Genomic DNA, 16,625 nt, shown 5'->3' on the forward strand with positions numbered 1-16,625 from the left:
AACATCCGTGTTCCCCGCGCGAGCGGGGATGATCCCGTCGATGATTTTGAGCACAATCTGGTGACGCTGTGTTCCCCGCGCGAGCGGGGATGATCCGCTGGTAAAGCGGCGCTGATCGCTACAGCCACCGTGTTCCCCGCGCGAGCGGGGATGATCCGGAACCACCCGCCATATCCATCGAAGAACTGGAGTGTTCCCCGCGCGAGCGGGGATGATCCCAAGCCCCTGAGCTGTACGAAGCCGGACGCGGCGTGTTCCCCGCGCGAGCGGGGATGATCCCTCGCCAGCGGTTTGGAGACCACGCTCATGCTGGTGTTCCCCGCGCGAGCGTGGATGATCCGCACACAGATTGGATAACCGCAGTAGCGGGCAAGTGTTCCCCGCGCGAGCGGGGATGATCCCACTTCTGGCACCTGGTCCAGGCCGACCAAACCGTGTTCCCCGCGCGAGCGGGGATGATCCCTCTGAAGTCACCTGCCGCTGGATACTCAACGTGTGTTCCCCGCGCGAGCGGGGATGATCCCCACGTGGTGGTGGGGGGTGACGTGCCTGGTGGGTGTTCCCCGCGCGAGCGGGGATGATCCCCGGCCACTGCACGACCATTGCCCAACGTGTTTAGTGCAAGCTTTTGTTGAGTCATGTTGCCCACCACACCTGAGCTACCCCTATCAGAAGGTGCCAGGCCATACTTGACAAACTCTTTCCCGCGTCGAGCGCCTAATCCACGCATTACAGCGAGAGACGAAAGAACCCCACTGATAGAGAACTGCATGAACGTTCTCGGTATCGTCTCACCCCAGCGGCTGCACAACTATCGAGGAAAACCGCAAACGCGCGAAGGAAGATCAATGGTGAGAATATCTATGCCTGCCATTGAAACTAATTATTGACCTCGCCCGGAAGGGAATATCTGGACGCCAGATCGCTGAGCGCCCCCGATATCTTCCGCAACCCTGACACGAAAAATGCCTCGCATAATCTTTTTCCCATTCGTAGCGACCGGGAGACGGTAAGTAAAAGAATTCGTCAAGACCTCGAATATTTAGCAGCTCGTCACCGATGTGGTTGTAGCCGACTAGCTGAGGTCATACCGAATTGTCGACTGACCGATCGGTACTGGAACGTTTGGTGCGGTGACTGCTACGTCTTTGTCCGGGGCACTGTTACATTTGCGAAGCGGAAGTCGATAGGTAGATAGGGCTACTCGATAGCAAGATAGGCGGCAGTTTGTTCGCTGTGTGGCAGCTGATGGCCGCGTGAGGTCGCTTGCTTGATGGTTTCGTTATAGGATCATGGCGGCGGTGTGTGCTCAAAACCCCAGGGGGAGTACCATTGCCTGTATCTGTTGGTGTGTGCCGCCGCCCGGCTTGTCACACACCGTTTATTGCTGTTGTTTTTCTTTTTGACTGATATGAAGCGCGAGGCGTAGAAACACGTGGAATCGACAACCGCTGGCAAGTTAGCTGATTTGCGGGCGCGGCTTGCGAAAGCTGCTGATCCCGGAAGTGAGCGGGCGCGGGCGAAGCGTGACCAGGAGGGGCGCTCAACCCCGCGGCAGCGCATTGCAGCGCTGCTTGATGCAGGTTCGTTTGTCGAGATCGGTGCTTTGGGTCGCACCCCTGATGAACCGGACGCCCCATACGGTGACGGTGTGGTGACCGGTTATGGTCGGATCGATGGTCGCCCGGTGGCAATTTATGCCCATGATAAGACAGTGTATGGCGGCAGCGTGGGGGAGGCCTTTGGTCGCAAAGTATGCGAAGTCATGGATATGGCGATCAAGGTGGGCTGTCCAGTCATCGGTATCCAGGATTCGGGTGGTGCCCGTATTCAGGATGCTGTGACCTCGCTTGCGATGTACTCCGAGATCGCTCGCCGGCAGCTGCCACTATCGGGTCGCAGCCCGCAGATTTCCATCATGTTGGGGAAATGTGCCGGTGGTGCAGTGTATGCCCCGGTCACAACAGACTTTGTGGTGGCGGTGGAAGACGCCGAAATGTATGTCACCGGTCCTGCCGTGATTAAGTCCGTCACCGGTGAAGAGATCACTTCTTACGAACTCGGTGGCGCCCCGCAGCAGATGCAAAACGGCAACGTGTCGCATGTTGCCGCCACTGAGCAGGAAGCGTTCGAGTATGTGCGGGATTTGCTCGACCAGCTGCCGACCTCCTGTTTCGAACAGCCGCCGGTGTTTGTCAGCCCTAGCGATGAGGAAACCGATCGGGATCGGGCATTAGATACGTTTATGCCCTCTGATTCCAATGCTGGCTATGACATGCATGATCTGCTGGAGCAGATTTTCGACGATGAGCATTTCTTGGAGATCCAGGAGGATTTCGCCCCGAATATGATCGTCGGGTTTACCCATATTGACGGCAAGTCGGTGGGGGTGATTGCGAATCAGCCGATTCAACTCGCGGGCTGTATTGATGCTGATGCGGCCGATAAAGCGGCTCGCTTTATTCGCATCTGTGATGCCTACAATATCCCTTTGGTCTTCGTTGTTGATACGCCTGGTTATCTCCCTGGTGTGAGCCAAGAAAAAGTGGGGCTTATCCACCGTGGCGCCAAGCTTGGTTTTGCCGTGGTTGAGGCTACCGTGCCGAAGGTGTCGCTTATTGTGCGGAAAGCCTACGGTGGCGCATATGCGGTGATGGGTTCGAAGAATTTGTCGGGTGATATCAACTTGGCTTGGCCGACCGCACAGGTTGCGGTGATGGGTGCTGCCGCTGCGGAAGCAACACTGTTTGCCAAGCGTTTAGAGGCAACTCCGGAAGCGCAGCGGCCGTTTATGCGTGAGATGCTGCTGAACTTCTACAACGAGAACATGACGAGCCCGTATGTGGCTGCTGAGCGTGGCTTTATCGATGCGATGATTGAACCGCGGGATACCCGGGTCGCGTTGCGGCAGGCGCTGCGTCAATTGGCGACGAAACAGGTCGAACCAGTAGCGAAGAAGCACACCATCATGCCGATGTAGGGCTGTGTGTGCTTCCTGAAGCGCGGTATGTCTCGCCCGCAGGACGCGGGGTGGTTCCGTTGGGCCGAGCAGTGTTCCTGCACCTGGCAGGTGGCTCTCCACCATTTAGGTGTGATCGGTGCCGGCTCATGCGCGGCGGGCTACGATAATGCCTTGTGAACAAGCTGCACAAGAATGCTGATCAGTCCACAGGTTCTGTCGTCGGTGACGGCTATGGGGATAACGTCACCGAGTCGATTTTGTCTGGGGCGACAATCAACCGTACTGGGCGTCCTTCCCGGCCGCCGTCACAGGTGCCCCCAGCAGGGCCGGTGTGGTTTGGTTCCACGATGGGTACAGGAATCTTATCGACGTTGCTGTTTAACCATCAGCATCATGTGGGGTTGTTTGCCCCGCTAAGTCTGGTGATGCTGGTGATCGGCTGGGTGCTGCTTGTGGGGCTGAGCGTGGCATTTGCGGTGCGCTGTGTGCGGAATCCGGCAATTATCCGCCCGGTGATTTGTGAGCCAACGATGTCGCCGGCTTGGGGGATGGTGGCGATGGGATATTTAGCGGTTGGATCCGCAACCTATACGGTGCTGCCTGCATTCTTTCCTGCCACACAGTCCATTGTTGATGACATTGATTTGGTGATGTGGCTTATCGGCACCACGCTGGGGGTGATTACGGCAATCGGCTTTGCGGCAGTGTTGATGCGCGGCAATGTTGGGGATCCAACTCCGGTGTGGGGGTTGCCGCTGGTCCCGCCAACCGTGTCGGCAACGACTGGGGCAATTCAGGTGCCTCATCTGCCAAACGTGACCGCACAGATCGTGATGCTCACGGTCTCGGTGGGGTGTTTCTTTGTGGCTTTGGCACTTGGTATGGCTGTGTTTATTGTTGCCTATGAGCATGCGTGGCGGCGGGCGCGGCTGCCGCTGGCGGCAAGTGCCGCTTCTTGTATTCCGCTTGGTATTGTTGGCCAGTCCACTGCCGCGGCACAGGCTTTGTCCAGCCAAGCACAGTTGTTGAGTATTCCGGCGATCCGGCCAGCCTTGCAGGAAATGGCGAATTATTACGGGGTGGTGGTGTTAACTCTGGGGGTGCCGCTGCTGGCGTGGGCAATCTATACCACGGTGCGTGGCTGGTATTTACGGATGCCGTTTAGCCCAGGGTGGTGGGCGACTACCTTCCCTATTGGCACCTTGTGTCTTGGGGCGCATCTGCTGGCCGGGGGCAGCGGCCATCCAGCGTGGGATTGGATCAGTTTCGTATTGTTGCTGCTGCTATGCACGACGTGGTCTATTAGTGCGCTGGCATCGGTATGGGCAGTCATTGCCCACCTGCGGCGGGAACAAGCAGCGTGAAAGCAGTAGGGGACGTTTACCACTTAGGCATTACATATTGCATTGCACGGTGGCAGATTCCTGTCCGCCGGAAGAATGTACAGCGTAGCTGTATCCTGCCCGGTTGTGGCGTTATCTATGAGGCGGGATTGCGGGGAGCTTTCTTGGCGAGCACTGCCCGGTAGCCGAGCAGCAGCACCCCGGAGACTGTTGAGGCGACAAGGATAAACGACCAGTGGGGAATAGCGCCGTGGCGCAGCCCCCAAATGGTGAGGCCGGTTGCCACAGTGACGAGCCACACGATGATCCCGGTTGGGGCGATTGCACTGGGGCGGAGTTTCGCGACGGCGATAATCACCCAACTGATGACCACGCCGAGCAGAAATGGCCAGGCGGTGTCTAGCCAGCCAGAGATGGAAAAACCCAAACTTGAGCGGTGCGCGAGCCGGGCAAGCAGGGCGAAGAGCAGGATGCTCACCACGTCGAGGGAGAACACGATGCGTGCCGGGTAGGGGTTGTTGTGGATCACAGTAGCCATGATGCTTGAAGAGCTTTCCTGCGTAGTTGGGTCAAAGCGGATGGAATGTACCTGGCTGATTGTATCGGTTTGCACCGGTGCTGTGGGCGGGGTCGGTGCCGCGGTACCATCCGACAATCCAGGTCAGTGCGATGCTGGATCCAGTTGTGTGGGGATTATGGTTTGTTGCTGCTATCGGTTGCTGGTTCGGTGCTGGTTGCAAAGGTGGAACGGGGGGAAGAATGATCGACTGCTGCTGGGGTGCGCAGCACGGCAAAAATGCCGATGAGGGACACTGCGCCGAATAGTGCGATGAGCACACTGTGCACTTGGGTCGGCAGGGTGACCGCGCTGAGCAGTAGGGCGATTCCTAAAGTGGCGGTAAAGACGATCGCTGCCCGCATGGTGTGTTTGCGGGGTGCTGGGGTGGTGTGTGGGGGGAATAGTTCGGGATGGATGCGGCGCATGCTGCGCCACCACACCCGGTCGGCGCGGGCGCTAATCATGATTAGGGCTAAGACGGCGATAGTGAAGCCGATTGCCACACCGGTGAGTGAGTTCATGGCAATGCTTATCGCGGCAAGTGTCATGCCGCTGGCGGTGACCAGCCGTTCGATGAGGTTCAAGCCCTTTGGCAGGGCGGCATAGGGGTTGTTTACCGGTGCGGGTACACCATCGTCGCCAAGAAAAGACATGAAGTTAGACTACCCTAACCATCAAGTAGGTGTTACAGTAGCCTTGCCTAAATTTTCATTGACGGATCATATGGGGTGTTGACTATGGTGTGTGCTCCTTCGCGGGCGTCCAAACAGCGACAGGTAAGCAACCAGTCGCGGCGTTTACTTGCGGCAACGGCGACAACACTCCTTGTCGCCGGCGGCGTGTTGTTGCCGATAGCAGGCGAAGGGGCTGTGGTTCCGGTGGCTGCGGCAGCTGACTGTTCTGATCCGTATCTTGCAATCTCCGGGGAAATGACTTGGGGCGTGAAGGAAAGTTTCCTGAAATATGTCACCGGTCCGATTGCGAAAGGCTCGTATTCGACCAGCGGGGCAGCAAAGCAAACCGCTACCGGGTTCAGTTTTCCGCTGAAGCAGTCGTATGTGGAATCCGGTGGGGACGAGGGTGTACTTGCCGGTAGCGGAACTGTGCAGTTCAGCGGCCATGGTGGCAAACTTGCCACTACCTTTACCGCCCCGATTATTACCTTCACCCGCGCCGATGAGGCGATGCTTTCCCTGGAGGTGACCTCCCAGGATCCGGAGGGTAAACCGGTTGCAGTTTCCGGTAAGCGAGTCGATTTTGCGACGGTTCGTTTTTCAGCACCGTTACAGGGCACCGGCAGCTATCAGGGTGAGGTTAGCCTCACTAGTGCGGGGGCTACGGCGTTTGCCGATTTCTACGAGCCAGGCACCCTGATGGATCCGCTTGTTATCGAGGTCACCGGCGCTGATTCCCGCTGCGGGAAACGTCCTACCGCCAGCAATAGTGGCGGGTCCACTGCGGCGAGTACGAAATATGATTTGGATACTGGTCATCCCGGTTTGGATGCGTTAGGTCTGCTCAACAGCTATCTTTCGGCCGGCAATAGTGCCATCGAGAACTCGCTGAAGATCGTTGACAATATTGACAAGATCACTGCCCGGCAGAATCCGCATCTGCGGCAACCTGGTGCTGCTAGTGGGGCATCGGCGCCAGGTGGCAGTGGGGCTGCAGTGCCTGAACAAGGATCGGCGGTCAGGCCCGGTCAGCCTGCAGCTGCCAGTGGCACCCCGCAGGTGGCGTCTGTTCCTGGCACATCATCGGGGAGCACTCAGCCAGGTGCTGCCCCGGCGGCAGTCCAATCTGGGGGCGGTGCCGATGGCCAGCAATGTCAGCAGGTTACCCAGTCGGCAATCGCCTGGGGGGTGAAAACTTCCTTCCGGTCTTATATCACCGGCTCGATTGCGAAGGGTTCCTGGTCGCTGTCAGGGGTCAGTGAGCGTGGTGGCGTGTTCCAATTCGCGGGCAGTGGTGGATCTTTTGATCCGGCACAGTCCAGCGGCACGCTGACGACCACTGGCGAGGTGCGGTTCAGCGGCCATGGGGGCATTTTGGATTTGCGGCTCAGTGATCCGGCGGTGGTGATTGCTGGTTCCACCGGGCAGCTTGTTGCCACAGTTTCCTCCCAAGATACTTCCGGGAATCCGCGGGACTATGGCCGGGTGGTGTTGGCGACCATCGCCGTCGATGAGCTGCAAACCAGCGATGATGCTGTCAGCGGCAGCGGGCAAGTGTATCTAACCGAAGTTGGTGCCCAAGCCTTCGGGGACTTTTATGAACCCGGCACCGCACTCGACCCGATTCGTTTCCAAGCCCGTCTGGGGGAGGGAAGTAGCTGTACGACCGGGGTGTTTACTGGTGCTGCCACAGGTGCGGCGGGCGGATCATCTGCTGGTGCCCTGCAGGCTGCTGCAGGTCGTAACAGTGGGACTGCTGCGACCACCGAAAGGTCTACAGTCGCCGCCGGTACGGCAGAGGGGCTCGATCTGCTTGACGGGCAGGAGGATGCATCCGGGACGGATGTGCGCACTGGTCGTGCATTTGGGCAGCGCGGCGACGGGAAGGTCACCTTCCACAGTGCCGACACCACCAACCCGCAGGGCAGCACAGCAGCTGCCGGTGCCGACACACTCACCGCTGCGTCTGTTCCCGGTCGGTTTAGTCCCTGGCAGTATGCGTTGATCACGATAGCGTTCGTGGTTGCTGCAGCAGCCTGTGTGGGAATGGCCCGGTTTGAACAGCTGCGCTAGGCCGTTCACCGTTGCACAGGCTTTGTAGATATCTCGAAGTTGACCCTGCTGGAACCTTGAGAACACCAGATTATGACTTCGGTGTTGTAGAGAATTAAAGAAGAGGAACCCTTTTCGTGTTTTGCCGCTTCCGTAACCGTGCGCATACTACTCGTTGCAAAATAACTGCCGGGATGTTCACTGCTGCTGCCCTGCTGCTGGCAGGGTGTGCTGAGTCTGGTGAACCTGGTGCGCAGTCGGCGGCGACGACTGCGTCGGCGCTGGCATCGGCCACCACCCTGCAGCCCAGTGCAGGGTTTGCTGCCGCGCTCGCCGAGTTCCAATCCACGGTGACCAAAGGGAACTATCCCACCAGTGGGGAAAGCAGCGCGAAACTTGTCGGTGATGTCACCCCTATTACTCCTGATCCGGCGGTCAGCCTGCCGGTGTCGCTCAATGATGCGGATGGCTATGAAGTCACTGTGACCGATATCAGCCGCATCCTGCCGCTTGATCTGTACGGTACAACCTCCCGCACATTAGCGGGTCTCGGCTTAGGCGAGCACATTATTGGTCGCAGTGTTTCCTCAACTGAGCCGCTGCTGCAGGACGTGCCGGTGGTGACCCAGGCCGGGCACAACATTAACGTTGAAGCGGTTCTCAATCTGCACCCCACCCTGGTGATCGTTGACCATTCCATCGGTCCTGCGGAAGCAATCGATCAGATCCGTGCCGCCGGGGTCACTGTGGTGGTTATCCAACCCAGTCGCACCATTGACAGTATCGGTGACGATATCCGCACCATCGCCGGGATTACGGGGGTCAATGAAGCCGGTGAGCAGCTTGCCCGCCGCGCCGAGGCGGAACGTGACGAAGCGATTGCCGCAATTAGTGCGGTCAGCCCCGCCACACCACTTGATTTAGCGTTCATCTATGCCCGGGGCACTGGTGGAGTGTTCTTTATCTTAGGCCCTGAGGCGGGCACCACCGACCTGTTTTCCGCAGTTGGTGCCCACGACACGGCGGCCGATGCAGGGTTGAACGATACCACTCCTGCGAATGCGGAAGCGTTGGTGAAGCTGAACCCGGAAGTCATTGTGATGATGAGTGCCGGACTTGAATCCACCGGTGGTGTGCCGGGGCTACTTGCCCGCCCGGGGATTGCCCAAACCACTGCCGGCCAGCAGCAGCGCATTGTCGCCATTCCTGATTCGCAAGCGTTAAGCTTCGGCCCGCAAACCGGGGAGATGCTCCTTGCCTTTGCCCAAGCGCTCTACGGGCCGCTCACCGATTCCTAATTTTCACCATGTTCTGGCATGCAGCCCATTGCGATGGTGACGGTGCCGGCAGCGACACGATTTGGAGTATTGCTCATGTCTCAACCGCCCCGGCCGCCCCCACAGGTGCGGCAGCGACGGACACCTGCGGGATGGCTGCGCGTCGCGTCATGCCCGTTGGCACAGATCACCAGTGCACCACTCGCTGCTTTGTAGCAAACAGCACAGAAGTCAGCTTCTTATCATCTCATCCGAAGGAACATTCCCTATGCGCACACCCCAGATTCGCCCCTTTACCCGGGCACTTGTGGCAGTAGCAACCGCAACTGCCCTGGCCACCAGCCTGGCGGCCACCCCTGCTGCCACCGCGGCGGAAGCTGCGACTTGCAGCGCGGAACAGCAAATCAGCAGCGTACAAGCTGCGAATTTTGTGTGGAATATTCGCGAGTCCTATGTCAACTACATCACCGGCCCTATCGCCCGGGGCAGCCTCACCGGCGAAGGTGACATCACGGTGACTGGGGAACGAAAAGACACCAAGATCGAATATCGTGCCACGAAAGCCGAACTCGACGGATCGAAACTGCAGCTTACTGTCGACGGTGCGATTCATGCACTCGGCCACAAGCAAGCCGACTCGGAGGATTGGATCCTTGACACCAAGCTCAGCAATCTGCGGCTGACCATTGACGGGGCAAACGCAGCACTGGTTGCCGATGTTGCCTCCCGCCCAATGGAAGACACCCATACCGCAAGCCCGGTTGAACAGCGCAAGGCAGTAACCCTGGTGACCTGGACGATGGATCGCCCCACCATTGATGGGGAGCAATTCACTATCAACTCCACCGGCGCCGGTGCCCTCACCGAAGAAGGTCGCTTCGCCTTCGGTAACTTCTACAAAGCAGGCGACGAGATGGCGCCGCTGGCAGTAGCGGCAGTGTTGCACAAAACCTGTCCTGCACCGGAGCAACCAGAACAGCCTGACACACCAGAAACCCCTGAGCAGCCGACAAATCCGAGCCAGCCAAGTAACCCGGAACAGCCGGCAGCCACCCCGCAGCTTGCTTACTCTGCACCACAGCTCACCGCCGACGGCACCCATGTGGTGACCGTCACCGGTACTGGTTTCACCAAGGAAGTGTTGGCATCCCGTCCGCCACTAGCTGGTAAAAACGCAGGCCTCTATATCGCCTTCGGTCGCTTCGCCGACGAGTGGAAGCCTTCTGCTGGGGCTGGTCGGGATGCCCGCCCAACCGCTGACGTGAAGTGGGCTGTGCACCAGGAAGACATGCAACTGGTCGGTGGGGCAGCCCGCGGCGCGGTTGAACTCACCCCTGCCGGCACCTTTACTGCGCAGCTGCAGGTGTCGAAAGAGGCCGCTGACAAGCTGGCAGACAGCGGCAACTATGGGATCTACACCTACGCCGGCGGCGGCGCTGTTGAACCATCCTGGGAGATGGCAATCCCGCTGCAGTTTGTGGACGCAACCCCGGAAACTCCCGCCCAGCCGGAGCAGCCACAAAACCAGCCAGAAACCTCTGACAATAGTGGTAACACCTCTGCTGACAAGCAGGAATCCTCTTCGAATGGTTACGCCGCAATTCTTGGCGTCCTGGGTCTTGCCGGGGTAGGTGCTCTGCTGGTGTGGATTATCAGCCAAACCCCATTCGCCGCCCAGATTCTCAACAATCTGCCACCACTGCCAGGGCTGCCCCGCTAGGGTCGCGGCAGTAGTTTTGAACCGTAAAGCCCTGGAACCGGGGCTGCACGCGGGAGAAAACTCGGCAGACAAACACACAGCACCACCACCTAACCTGGATTAGGTGGTGGTGCTGTGCTGTGCACAAAAATCTGATGGTGCTGCTGTTGTGGTTGTTTTCCGCGGCGGCAACAACGCCTCGTCGACGCCGCGAATATCGGCCTTGCGCCGTAGGAATTGCCGTCACTTCAGGCATTGTCATCGCATCCTGTGTGGGCACCCGTGATGCCATGCCTGCAAGGCTTCGGGGATGTTAGGCGCGCCAACCCATCAGGTGCGGCTACTAGTGAAGATCAGGGGTTTCACCTGGTGCCGCGGGGGTCGGGTACTGGGCGCCAAGCTCACTAAACAGTGCGAAGTTGTGGTGAAAAGCGCGGGTTGCTTCCGCCGCCATGTGATGGGTTTCCGCGTCGCTGAGGCGCTCCCCAAGGTCGCTGAGTGCCTCCCGGTAGCGATCCTTATATGGTTTGATTTTGCCGAGTTCAGAAAAATCATAGAACGACAATGCCTCGGCGGGCAGGGCGAGGTATTTCATCATACGCCGGGCAATAATCTGGCCGCCCGACAAGTCGCCAAGATAGCGGACATAGTGGTGCGCCAGCAGCCCCAGCAGATCATTGTTTGTGACACACGAATTGATACTGTCCACATAGGCGGCAGTCGCTGGCAGGGCGGTGATATTCGCCTGAGTTGCTCGAACACCGAGTGCTGCCAGGTCGTCGCGTAGACGCGAAGCCCTGTCGAGGCGACGATCACCAAGTGTGGCTAGCCGGGGGTCATCAGCAAAGTGATCAAGTGCTGTTTCCAACGCGGAATAGACCAGCAGTGACTGCTGCTGCAGGGCGATAAATGCTGCCACGGGCAGCCGCCCCTCGAGCAGGTCGGTCATAAAGGTGGAATGTTCCGCCTGATTATGGGCTTGCTGGGTGGAGCATTTCAACGATTCGGCAAGGGTCAGGGTGGGGGTGGTCATGGAAGGAACTCCTGTCGTAGTCACCGGGGACGGTGATGGGTGGATGGGGGAGGTGTGTGCGGCGGGGTGCCGCGGTTGGAATATGGGGAAAAAGGGTTGCCCAACACCTCCAACTTTTGTTTTATATGGATTAATACAGCTAAGGATGAATTGATGAGCAAAGCACACACATCAATCCGGGTAACGCAATAAACCAGGCCTGGTGAAAGGCTGATGCGTAAACAGATAGCGCTAGCCGCCCACGGGTGGCGCAGGCGCCTGCTGTGGCCGAATCACAATGTCGCCGGCATGCTCGTGGACAGCAACCGGCCACTGGTAGGCAGCGGATAAATGCTCTGCGGTACACACCGTTTGCGGGCTACCGATAGCTTTCACCGTGTGCTCAGCCAGCAAAATCAGCCGATCACAATGCCTCGCCGCGGCCGCTAAATCATGCATCACAATCAGCACCGCCTTGCCCTGCGCAGCCAAACTGCGCACTAATGCCATCGTCTTTTCACTATGGCCAATATCCATTGCCGCAGTCGGCTCGTCGAGCAGCAGCAGCCTGGTGTCCTGCGCAATCACCCGGGCAAATGCACACCGTGCACGTTCCCCACCGGACAATGTGGCAATGTCCCGATCCCGATAGTCAAGCAATTCAACCTGGCGCAACGCCTCATGCACGATCGAATCATCACCTGCCGGTTCATTCGGCCACGCGCTACGTCCCATGCGCACGACATCCTCGACGGTGTAGCTAAACGCCACCGAAGTGTCCTGCAGCATGACCGCCCGATGCTGCGCGGCGAGCCGATCACTCAACCCAGCCAGAGGCCGACCACCATAGCGGATGGCACCGGCCGCCGGTGCAATATCGCCACTCAATGCCGCGAGCAACGTGGATTTCCCCGCCCCATTCGGGCCAATCAAACCCACTACTTCACCGGGGGACAGGTGAAACGACACATCCTGCACAATAATGCGGCGACGCTTCGCAGGTCCTACCGCCACAGCAAGATCGGAAACCTCCAGCACCGCAGGAGCATCAAGCGAACTGACGCCCGCATCCGACTCAACTCCGGCGGCAGCCAGCGAAGGTGACCCTGCCACGGCAGCAGGGGTTTGGCTACAGGCTTGCCCTTGCTGAGGTGCTACGGCACCAGATTCCATCGCACCGACGGGGCGGCGTTTCCTCACCCAGTTTCGGGCAGCCATCAGCGCACCCCTCCCACAGCCAGATTCCGTCGCAGCAACCAGAAAAACACCGGACCGCCAACGATCGCGGTGAGCATCCCAATGGGAAGCTCCGCATAGGCGATCATGGTGCGCGCCAGCAAGTCAGCAGCAGTCACTAACACTGCCCCGCCCACCGCACTCAACGGCACCAGCCAGGTGTGAGTCGGTCCTAAGGCTTGCCGCAAAATATGCGGCACAATCAACCCGATAAAACCAATAATCCCCGCAAAGCTCACCGCTGCGGCGGCAAGCGCAGTCGCTAACGCCACCACGAGAGGGCGTAACCGGGTGACATGCACACCAGCATGGCGGGCGGCACGCTCCCCAAGGGCAAGCACATCAAGCTGCGGCGCTATCCAGCACGCAACTGCGCATCCTGCCACAATCGGGACAACCACGGCATACACCTGTTCCCACTTTGCGCCATTCAACGAGCCCATCTGCCAGAAAATAATCTGCTCCCGGGCAGTGGTAGAAGCAACAAAAATCAGAAAACTTATCAATGCGCCGCCGACCGCGTTAATCGCAATACCAGTCAAAATAAGGCTCGTGATCTTCACCGTGCCATCAGCTCGCGCCAGACGATACACCAGCCAAGTGGTGAACATGCCGGCGATAAACGCGCAACATGGAACCGTAGCAATTCCAAGAAACGTCCAACCAAAGACAATCGCTGCTGCTGCCCCCACCCCGGCGCCACTGGTCACCCCAATGACACCGGGCTCGGCTAGCGGGTTGGCGAGCAACCCCTGCAATACAGCACCAGCAACAGCCAACGCCGCACCAACCAGCATGCCAAGCACTACCCGCGGCAAACGAATAGTAAATAGCACACCATATGCAGTCGGATCACTTGCCGCATCACCGGTGAACATAACCCGGAATTGTTCGATAATCGCTGGCAGCGACAGTGTGTACTGGCCAATAGCAATATTGGCAATCATGCTGGCAAGAAGCCCAACAACAAGAAGGAGGGTTACCGCTAGCCGGCGTCGCTGCCGACGGTGGTGGTATTTCCGCGCCGACACAGAGGAGATGTCGGCAGCGGACTGATGCTTGGCAGGGGGATGCGTGGAAGACATTTAGCCTCGGGGGAGTAGGACAGTGAAGATCAGAGCAACAAGACTTGCCACAGCAAGTAATCCAGCGGCGAACGCGCCACCGACAGCACCGAAGATGGACGGGATTGAACTGCCAGAAGCCTGACCTGTCGGACGCTGCTCTGCGGGTTTCTTGTCACCGTCAGCCGCAGGGGAGGATTCGGTCGGGGTGTTTACCGCAGGCTTGTCTTCGTCTGGTGTCACATCAGCCGGTTGATCAGCCACGTCATCGGTAGCACTATTTTCATCCGAACCAGGCTGTTCTGGTTCGCCTGAAGGCTGTTCTGGCAAGGCCGGCGTTTCTGGTTCTTCGGTTGGCTGTTCTGGCTGGCCAACAGTGGTGCCATCAGCAGGCTGGTTCGCCGTATCAGCAGAGTCGCTGGCATCTGTGTTCCCCTCTGCCTCGTCGGGCTGAGTCGGCTGCGGTGCAGGATCATCAGCTTCTTCCGGCTGCGCCTCATCATCCTGACCGGCGGTGTCGGTGCTCTCAGAATCGCCCTCTTGCGGCCCATCATCGTTTCCAACGCCACCATTGTCCTGTGCTGCGTCGCCATCTGCAGGTGTTTCCACCACCGGTTCTTCCGGAGATTCTTCCGGAGTGTCCGGCTTTGATCCCGTAGAGGTATCAGCCGTTTCCGGGGTGTCCGGATCATCCGGGGTGGTAATAGGCGGAAGTTTTCCTTCCAATGATGACTCATCTTCCGCGGGCGGCTGCGTAGGTTCAACCTTCGTCAACTTGTTGACTTGCAGATATTCTTCCCAAGTGCTGTTATCCATCACAATGCCCAACACATAGATGGTGCCGGCATCAGCTTGCACCAGCGACCGGTACGGGCCGTCGGTATCCTTCGCGTTCGGAATCGCCACCGCACTTTCCACTGAATGGTCATCCAAGTTCACCCAGTGAATACTGGAATCACTTACCGCACTAATCAGCGCCGTGGAATCATCAACAATGTGCACCCCGGCGATCTCCCCGAGGGTCGAGTCATCAACAGTAATCGTGTCCGGGCCGTGCACTGATTGCAGGCTGCCGTCGGCATAGGTGTAACTCGCCACCTGACCATCCCGCCAACTGTCCGTGGCAAACACCACAGTGTTCCCAGTCATCTGCATAGACGATGGTCGCATCGCAGGAATTGCGTCACTACCAGCAAGATAGGTGACGCTGGCGGTTTTCGCGTCCTCATCGACGGTGATGCGCAGCGGCGGCACCCGGTGGCTTTCCTCATCGCTGACATACACACTCGACTGGGACAACAGCAGATAACTGCCATCGTCAGCAGAAACCAAGTCCCGCATAGAGGAGAAACTATAGTCTTCCCCAACCAGCGTTACGATCCAGGAAGCCTTCTGCTCATCGGGAACATGCGCCAATTCGTCAATGGTGGTTCGCGGATCAACAATCGGATACACGGCCGTTTCACGAACCGCATTGCCTCGCCCGGATACGACCTGCAGTTCAGCTGTAGCATTGCCGCGGTTGATCACAATGGCAGCCTGCCAGCCATCGGTGACAGCAGTTACCGTCAATGCAACGGGGCCTTGCCCCGAATACGGTGCAGACTCCGGGAGTGTCGCAAGTACAGCCGTCGAACCATCTGCAATCGACAGCACTTTCACCTCACGGCCGTCGACGAACACGACACCACCATCACCGGTAAGCCCAGCAAGCACATTCTTCCGCCCCTCCGCCACGGCTACCGTGTGCCGCTGCGCAAGGGTTTTCCCATCGAGCACCTCAATCGTGTCTTTACCAGCCACAATTACCGCATCATCGGCGGCGAACAGGCGCGCACCGTCAGCAGTCACCGAAGTACGCTGCTGCGCTGTAAGCTTCCACCCGGCTTCCCGGCCGGTAGAAGGTGCACCTTCACCAACATAGGAAAATGACAACGGTGCTAGCGCTTCACCAGCGTCATAAAACCCGGAGAATGCTTTCACCCCATCGGCAGCCAACATTGGCACAATATTGGTCCAGGTAGTGACCCCGTCTGTGGTCGCAACCGTTGCTGCTGACAGATCTAAATCAGCAACCCGGGCGCCCGTCTTTTCAAACACGTCGCCGGCCGGATACTGCTTCGAACGTACATCCATAGTGAGATACGCATCATCGTCGGTGATCACAATCTTCGGATTGACGAACGTCAGCTCCAGATCGCAGTTCCCGCGCGCCGGGGTTTGCCCATTGCAGTATTGGAAGAATTCCACCCGGCCACTAAACGCCGCTGTGGTGGTGTGTGTTGCTGAATCGTATCCTGCATCAGCAAGCGTAAATCGGTACGCATTTTCAGTGGTGTGTTCGTCAGCATCATCGCTGCTGAACAGCTTTGTTGCGCCACTATCGACAACAGTTGCTCCACCAACGTAGGAAACAAACGATGCACGCAATCCCCAATCCAGGCCAACAGCGGTCTGCGGGTTGGTGGAGGTGTGTGTGGTATCGGGATCAGCCTGCGCCGGTGTGATCAGCAGCGGCGGGCTAAACATGAGGCTGCAGGCAAGTGCAGCGGCAATAGTGCGGCTTCGGGTTGAACGGATAGCAGGGGGTTGCATTGAGCTCCTTGACGAGAGTGCGAACCTCCCGGACTGGTTTAGGTTCGCCTTACATAACTCGCATTACCCTACCCTAAGTTCCGTATGTGAGGAATGGATGGCGGGTTCGGTGCAATCCACGGGTGTGCCCCCTGCTTGGGGAAGCGTCCAAG

The 16,625-nt window shown here is 58.5% G+C and carries 11 protein-coding genes and 1 CRISPR repeat array (1 of these 12 running past the window's edge); of the genes, 5 read left to right on the forward strand and 6 right to left on the reverse strand.

Going from position 1 to position 16,625, the window contains the following annotated elements:
• A CRISPR array of direct repeats spans nucleotides 1-585; the repeat unit is 29 nt; unit sequence GTGTTCCCCGCGCGAGCGGGGATGATCCC (it extends 971 nt beyond the left edge of the window).
• 850 nt (nucleotides 586-1,435) lie between these two features.
• Both CCHOA_RS00630 and CCHOA_RS00635 read left to right on the forward strand, forming a co-directional pair.
• Nucleotides 1,436-2,980, forward strand: coding sequence for an acyl-CoA carboxylase subunit beta (locus tag CCHOA_RS00630; protein ID WP_123925743.1), 1,545 nt, complete (start codon nucleotides 1,436-1,438; stop codon nucleotides 2,978-2,980).
• Nucleotides 2,981-3,135: 155 nt separating this feature from the next.
• A complete protein-coding gene (locus CCHOA_RS00635) occupies nucleotides 3,136-4,326 on the forward strand; it encodes a TDT family transporter (protein ID WP_206425803.1) in 1,191 nt (396 codons plus the stop codon).
• Between the two features lie 115 nt (nucleotides 4,327-4,441).
• Here the strand turns inward: CCHOA_RS00635 and CCHOA_RS00640 are convergent, their stop codons facing one another.
• Complete coding sequence (locus CCHOA_RS00640; RefSeq protein ID WP_123925745.1) at nucleotides 4,442-4,843, reverse strand: DUF3054 domain-containing protein; 402 nt, start codon at nucleotides 4,841-4,843, stop codon at nucleotides 4,442-4,444.
• A 155-nt stretch (nucleotides 4,844-4,998) separates the two neighbouring features.
• A complete protein-coding gene (locus tag CCHOA_RS00645; protein WP_123925747.1) occupies nucleotides 4,999-5,517 on the reverse strand; it encodes a hypothetical protein in 519 nt (172 codons plus the stop codon).
• A gap of 84 nt (nucleotides 5,518-5,601) precedes the next feature.
• On the opposite strand from CCHOA_RS00645, the gene CCHOA_RS00650 reads away from it, so the two are divergent.
• The 3 genes from CCHOA_RS00650 to CCHOA_RS00660 all read left to right on the forward strand — a co-directional run bounded on the left by CCHOA_RS00650 (nucleotide 5,602) and on the right by CCHOA_RS00660 (nucleotide 10,587).
• Nucleotides 5,602-7,611 carry an HtaA domain-containing protein gene (locus CCHOA_RS00650; RefSeq protein ID WP_123925749.1) on the forward strand — a complete coding sequence of 670 codons (2,010 nt, stop codon included), beginning with the start codon at nucleotides 5,602-5,604 and terminating at the stop codon, nucleotides 7,609-7,611.
• 173 nt (nucleotides 7,612-7,784) lie between these two features.
• Nucleotides 7,785-8,888 carry a heme/hemin ABC transporter substrate-binding protein gene (locus tag CCHOA_RS00655; RefSeq protein WP_123925751.1) on the forward strand — a complete coding sequence of 368 codons (1,104 nt, stop codon included), beginning with the start codon at nucleotides 7,785-7,787 and terminating at the stop codon, nucleotides 8,886-8,888.
• A gap of 247 nt (nucleotides 8,889-9,135) precedes the next feature.
• A complete protein-coding gene (locus CCHOA_RS00660; RefSeq protein ID WP_123925753.1) occupies nucleotides 9,136-10,587 on the forward strand; it encodes an HtaA domain-containing protein in 1,452 nt (483 codons plus the stop codon).
• A gap of 322 nt (nucleotides 10,588-10,909) precedes the next feature.
• On the opposite strand, the gene CCHOA_RS00665 is transcribed toward CCHOA_RS00660, so the two are convergent.
• The 4 genes from CCHOA_RS00665 to CCHOA_RS00680 all read right to left on the reverse strand — a co-directional run bounded on the left by CCHOA_RS00665 (nucleotide 10,910) and on the right by CCHOA_RS00680 (nucleotide 16,473).
• A complete protein-coding gene (locus CCHOA_RS00665; RefSeq protein ID WP_123925755.1) occupies nucleotides 10,910-11,599 on the reverse strand; it encodes a biliverdin-producing heme oxygenase in 690 nt (229 codons plus the stop codon).
• Between the two features lie 231 nt (nucleotides 11,600-11,830).
• Entirely contained in the window at nucleotides 11,831-12,796 is a 966-nt protein-coding gene (locus tag CCHOA_RS00670; protein WP_245992153.1) for a heme ABC transporter ATP-binding protein, read from the reverse strand.
• Nucleotides 12,796-13,761, reverse strand: coding sequence for a FecCD family ABC transporter permease (locus tag CCHOA_RS00675; RefSeq protein WP_245992207.1), 966 nt, complete (start codon nucleotides 13,759-13,761; stop codon nucleotides 12,796-12,798). The genes CCHOA_RS00670 and CCHOA_RS00675 overlap by 1 nt, the downstream gene beginning before the upstream one ends.
• Nucleotides 13,762-13,899: 138 nt before the next feature.
• Nucleotides 13,900-16,473 (reverse strand): HtaA domain-containing protein, encoded by a 2,574-nt coding sequence (locus CCHOA_RS00680; RefSeq protein ID WP_123925759.1) that lies wholly within the window; start codon nucleotides 16,471-16,473, stop codon nucleotides 13,900-13,902.
• Nucleotides 16,474-16,625: the final 152 nt, after the last annotated feature.

This window comes from Corynebacterium choanae, assembly GCF_003813965.1.
GTDB lineage: Bacteria > Actinomycetota > Actinomycetes > Mycobacteriales > Mycobacteriaceae > Corynebacterium > Corynebacterium choanae.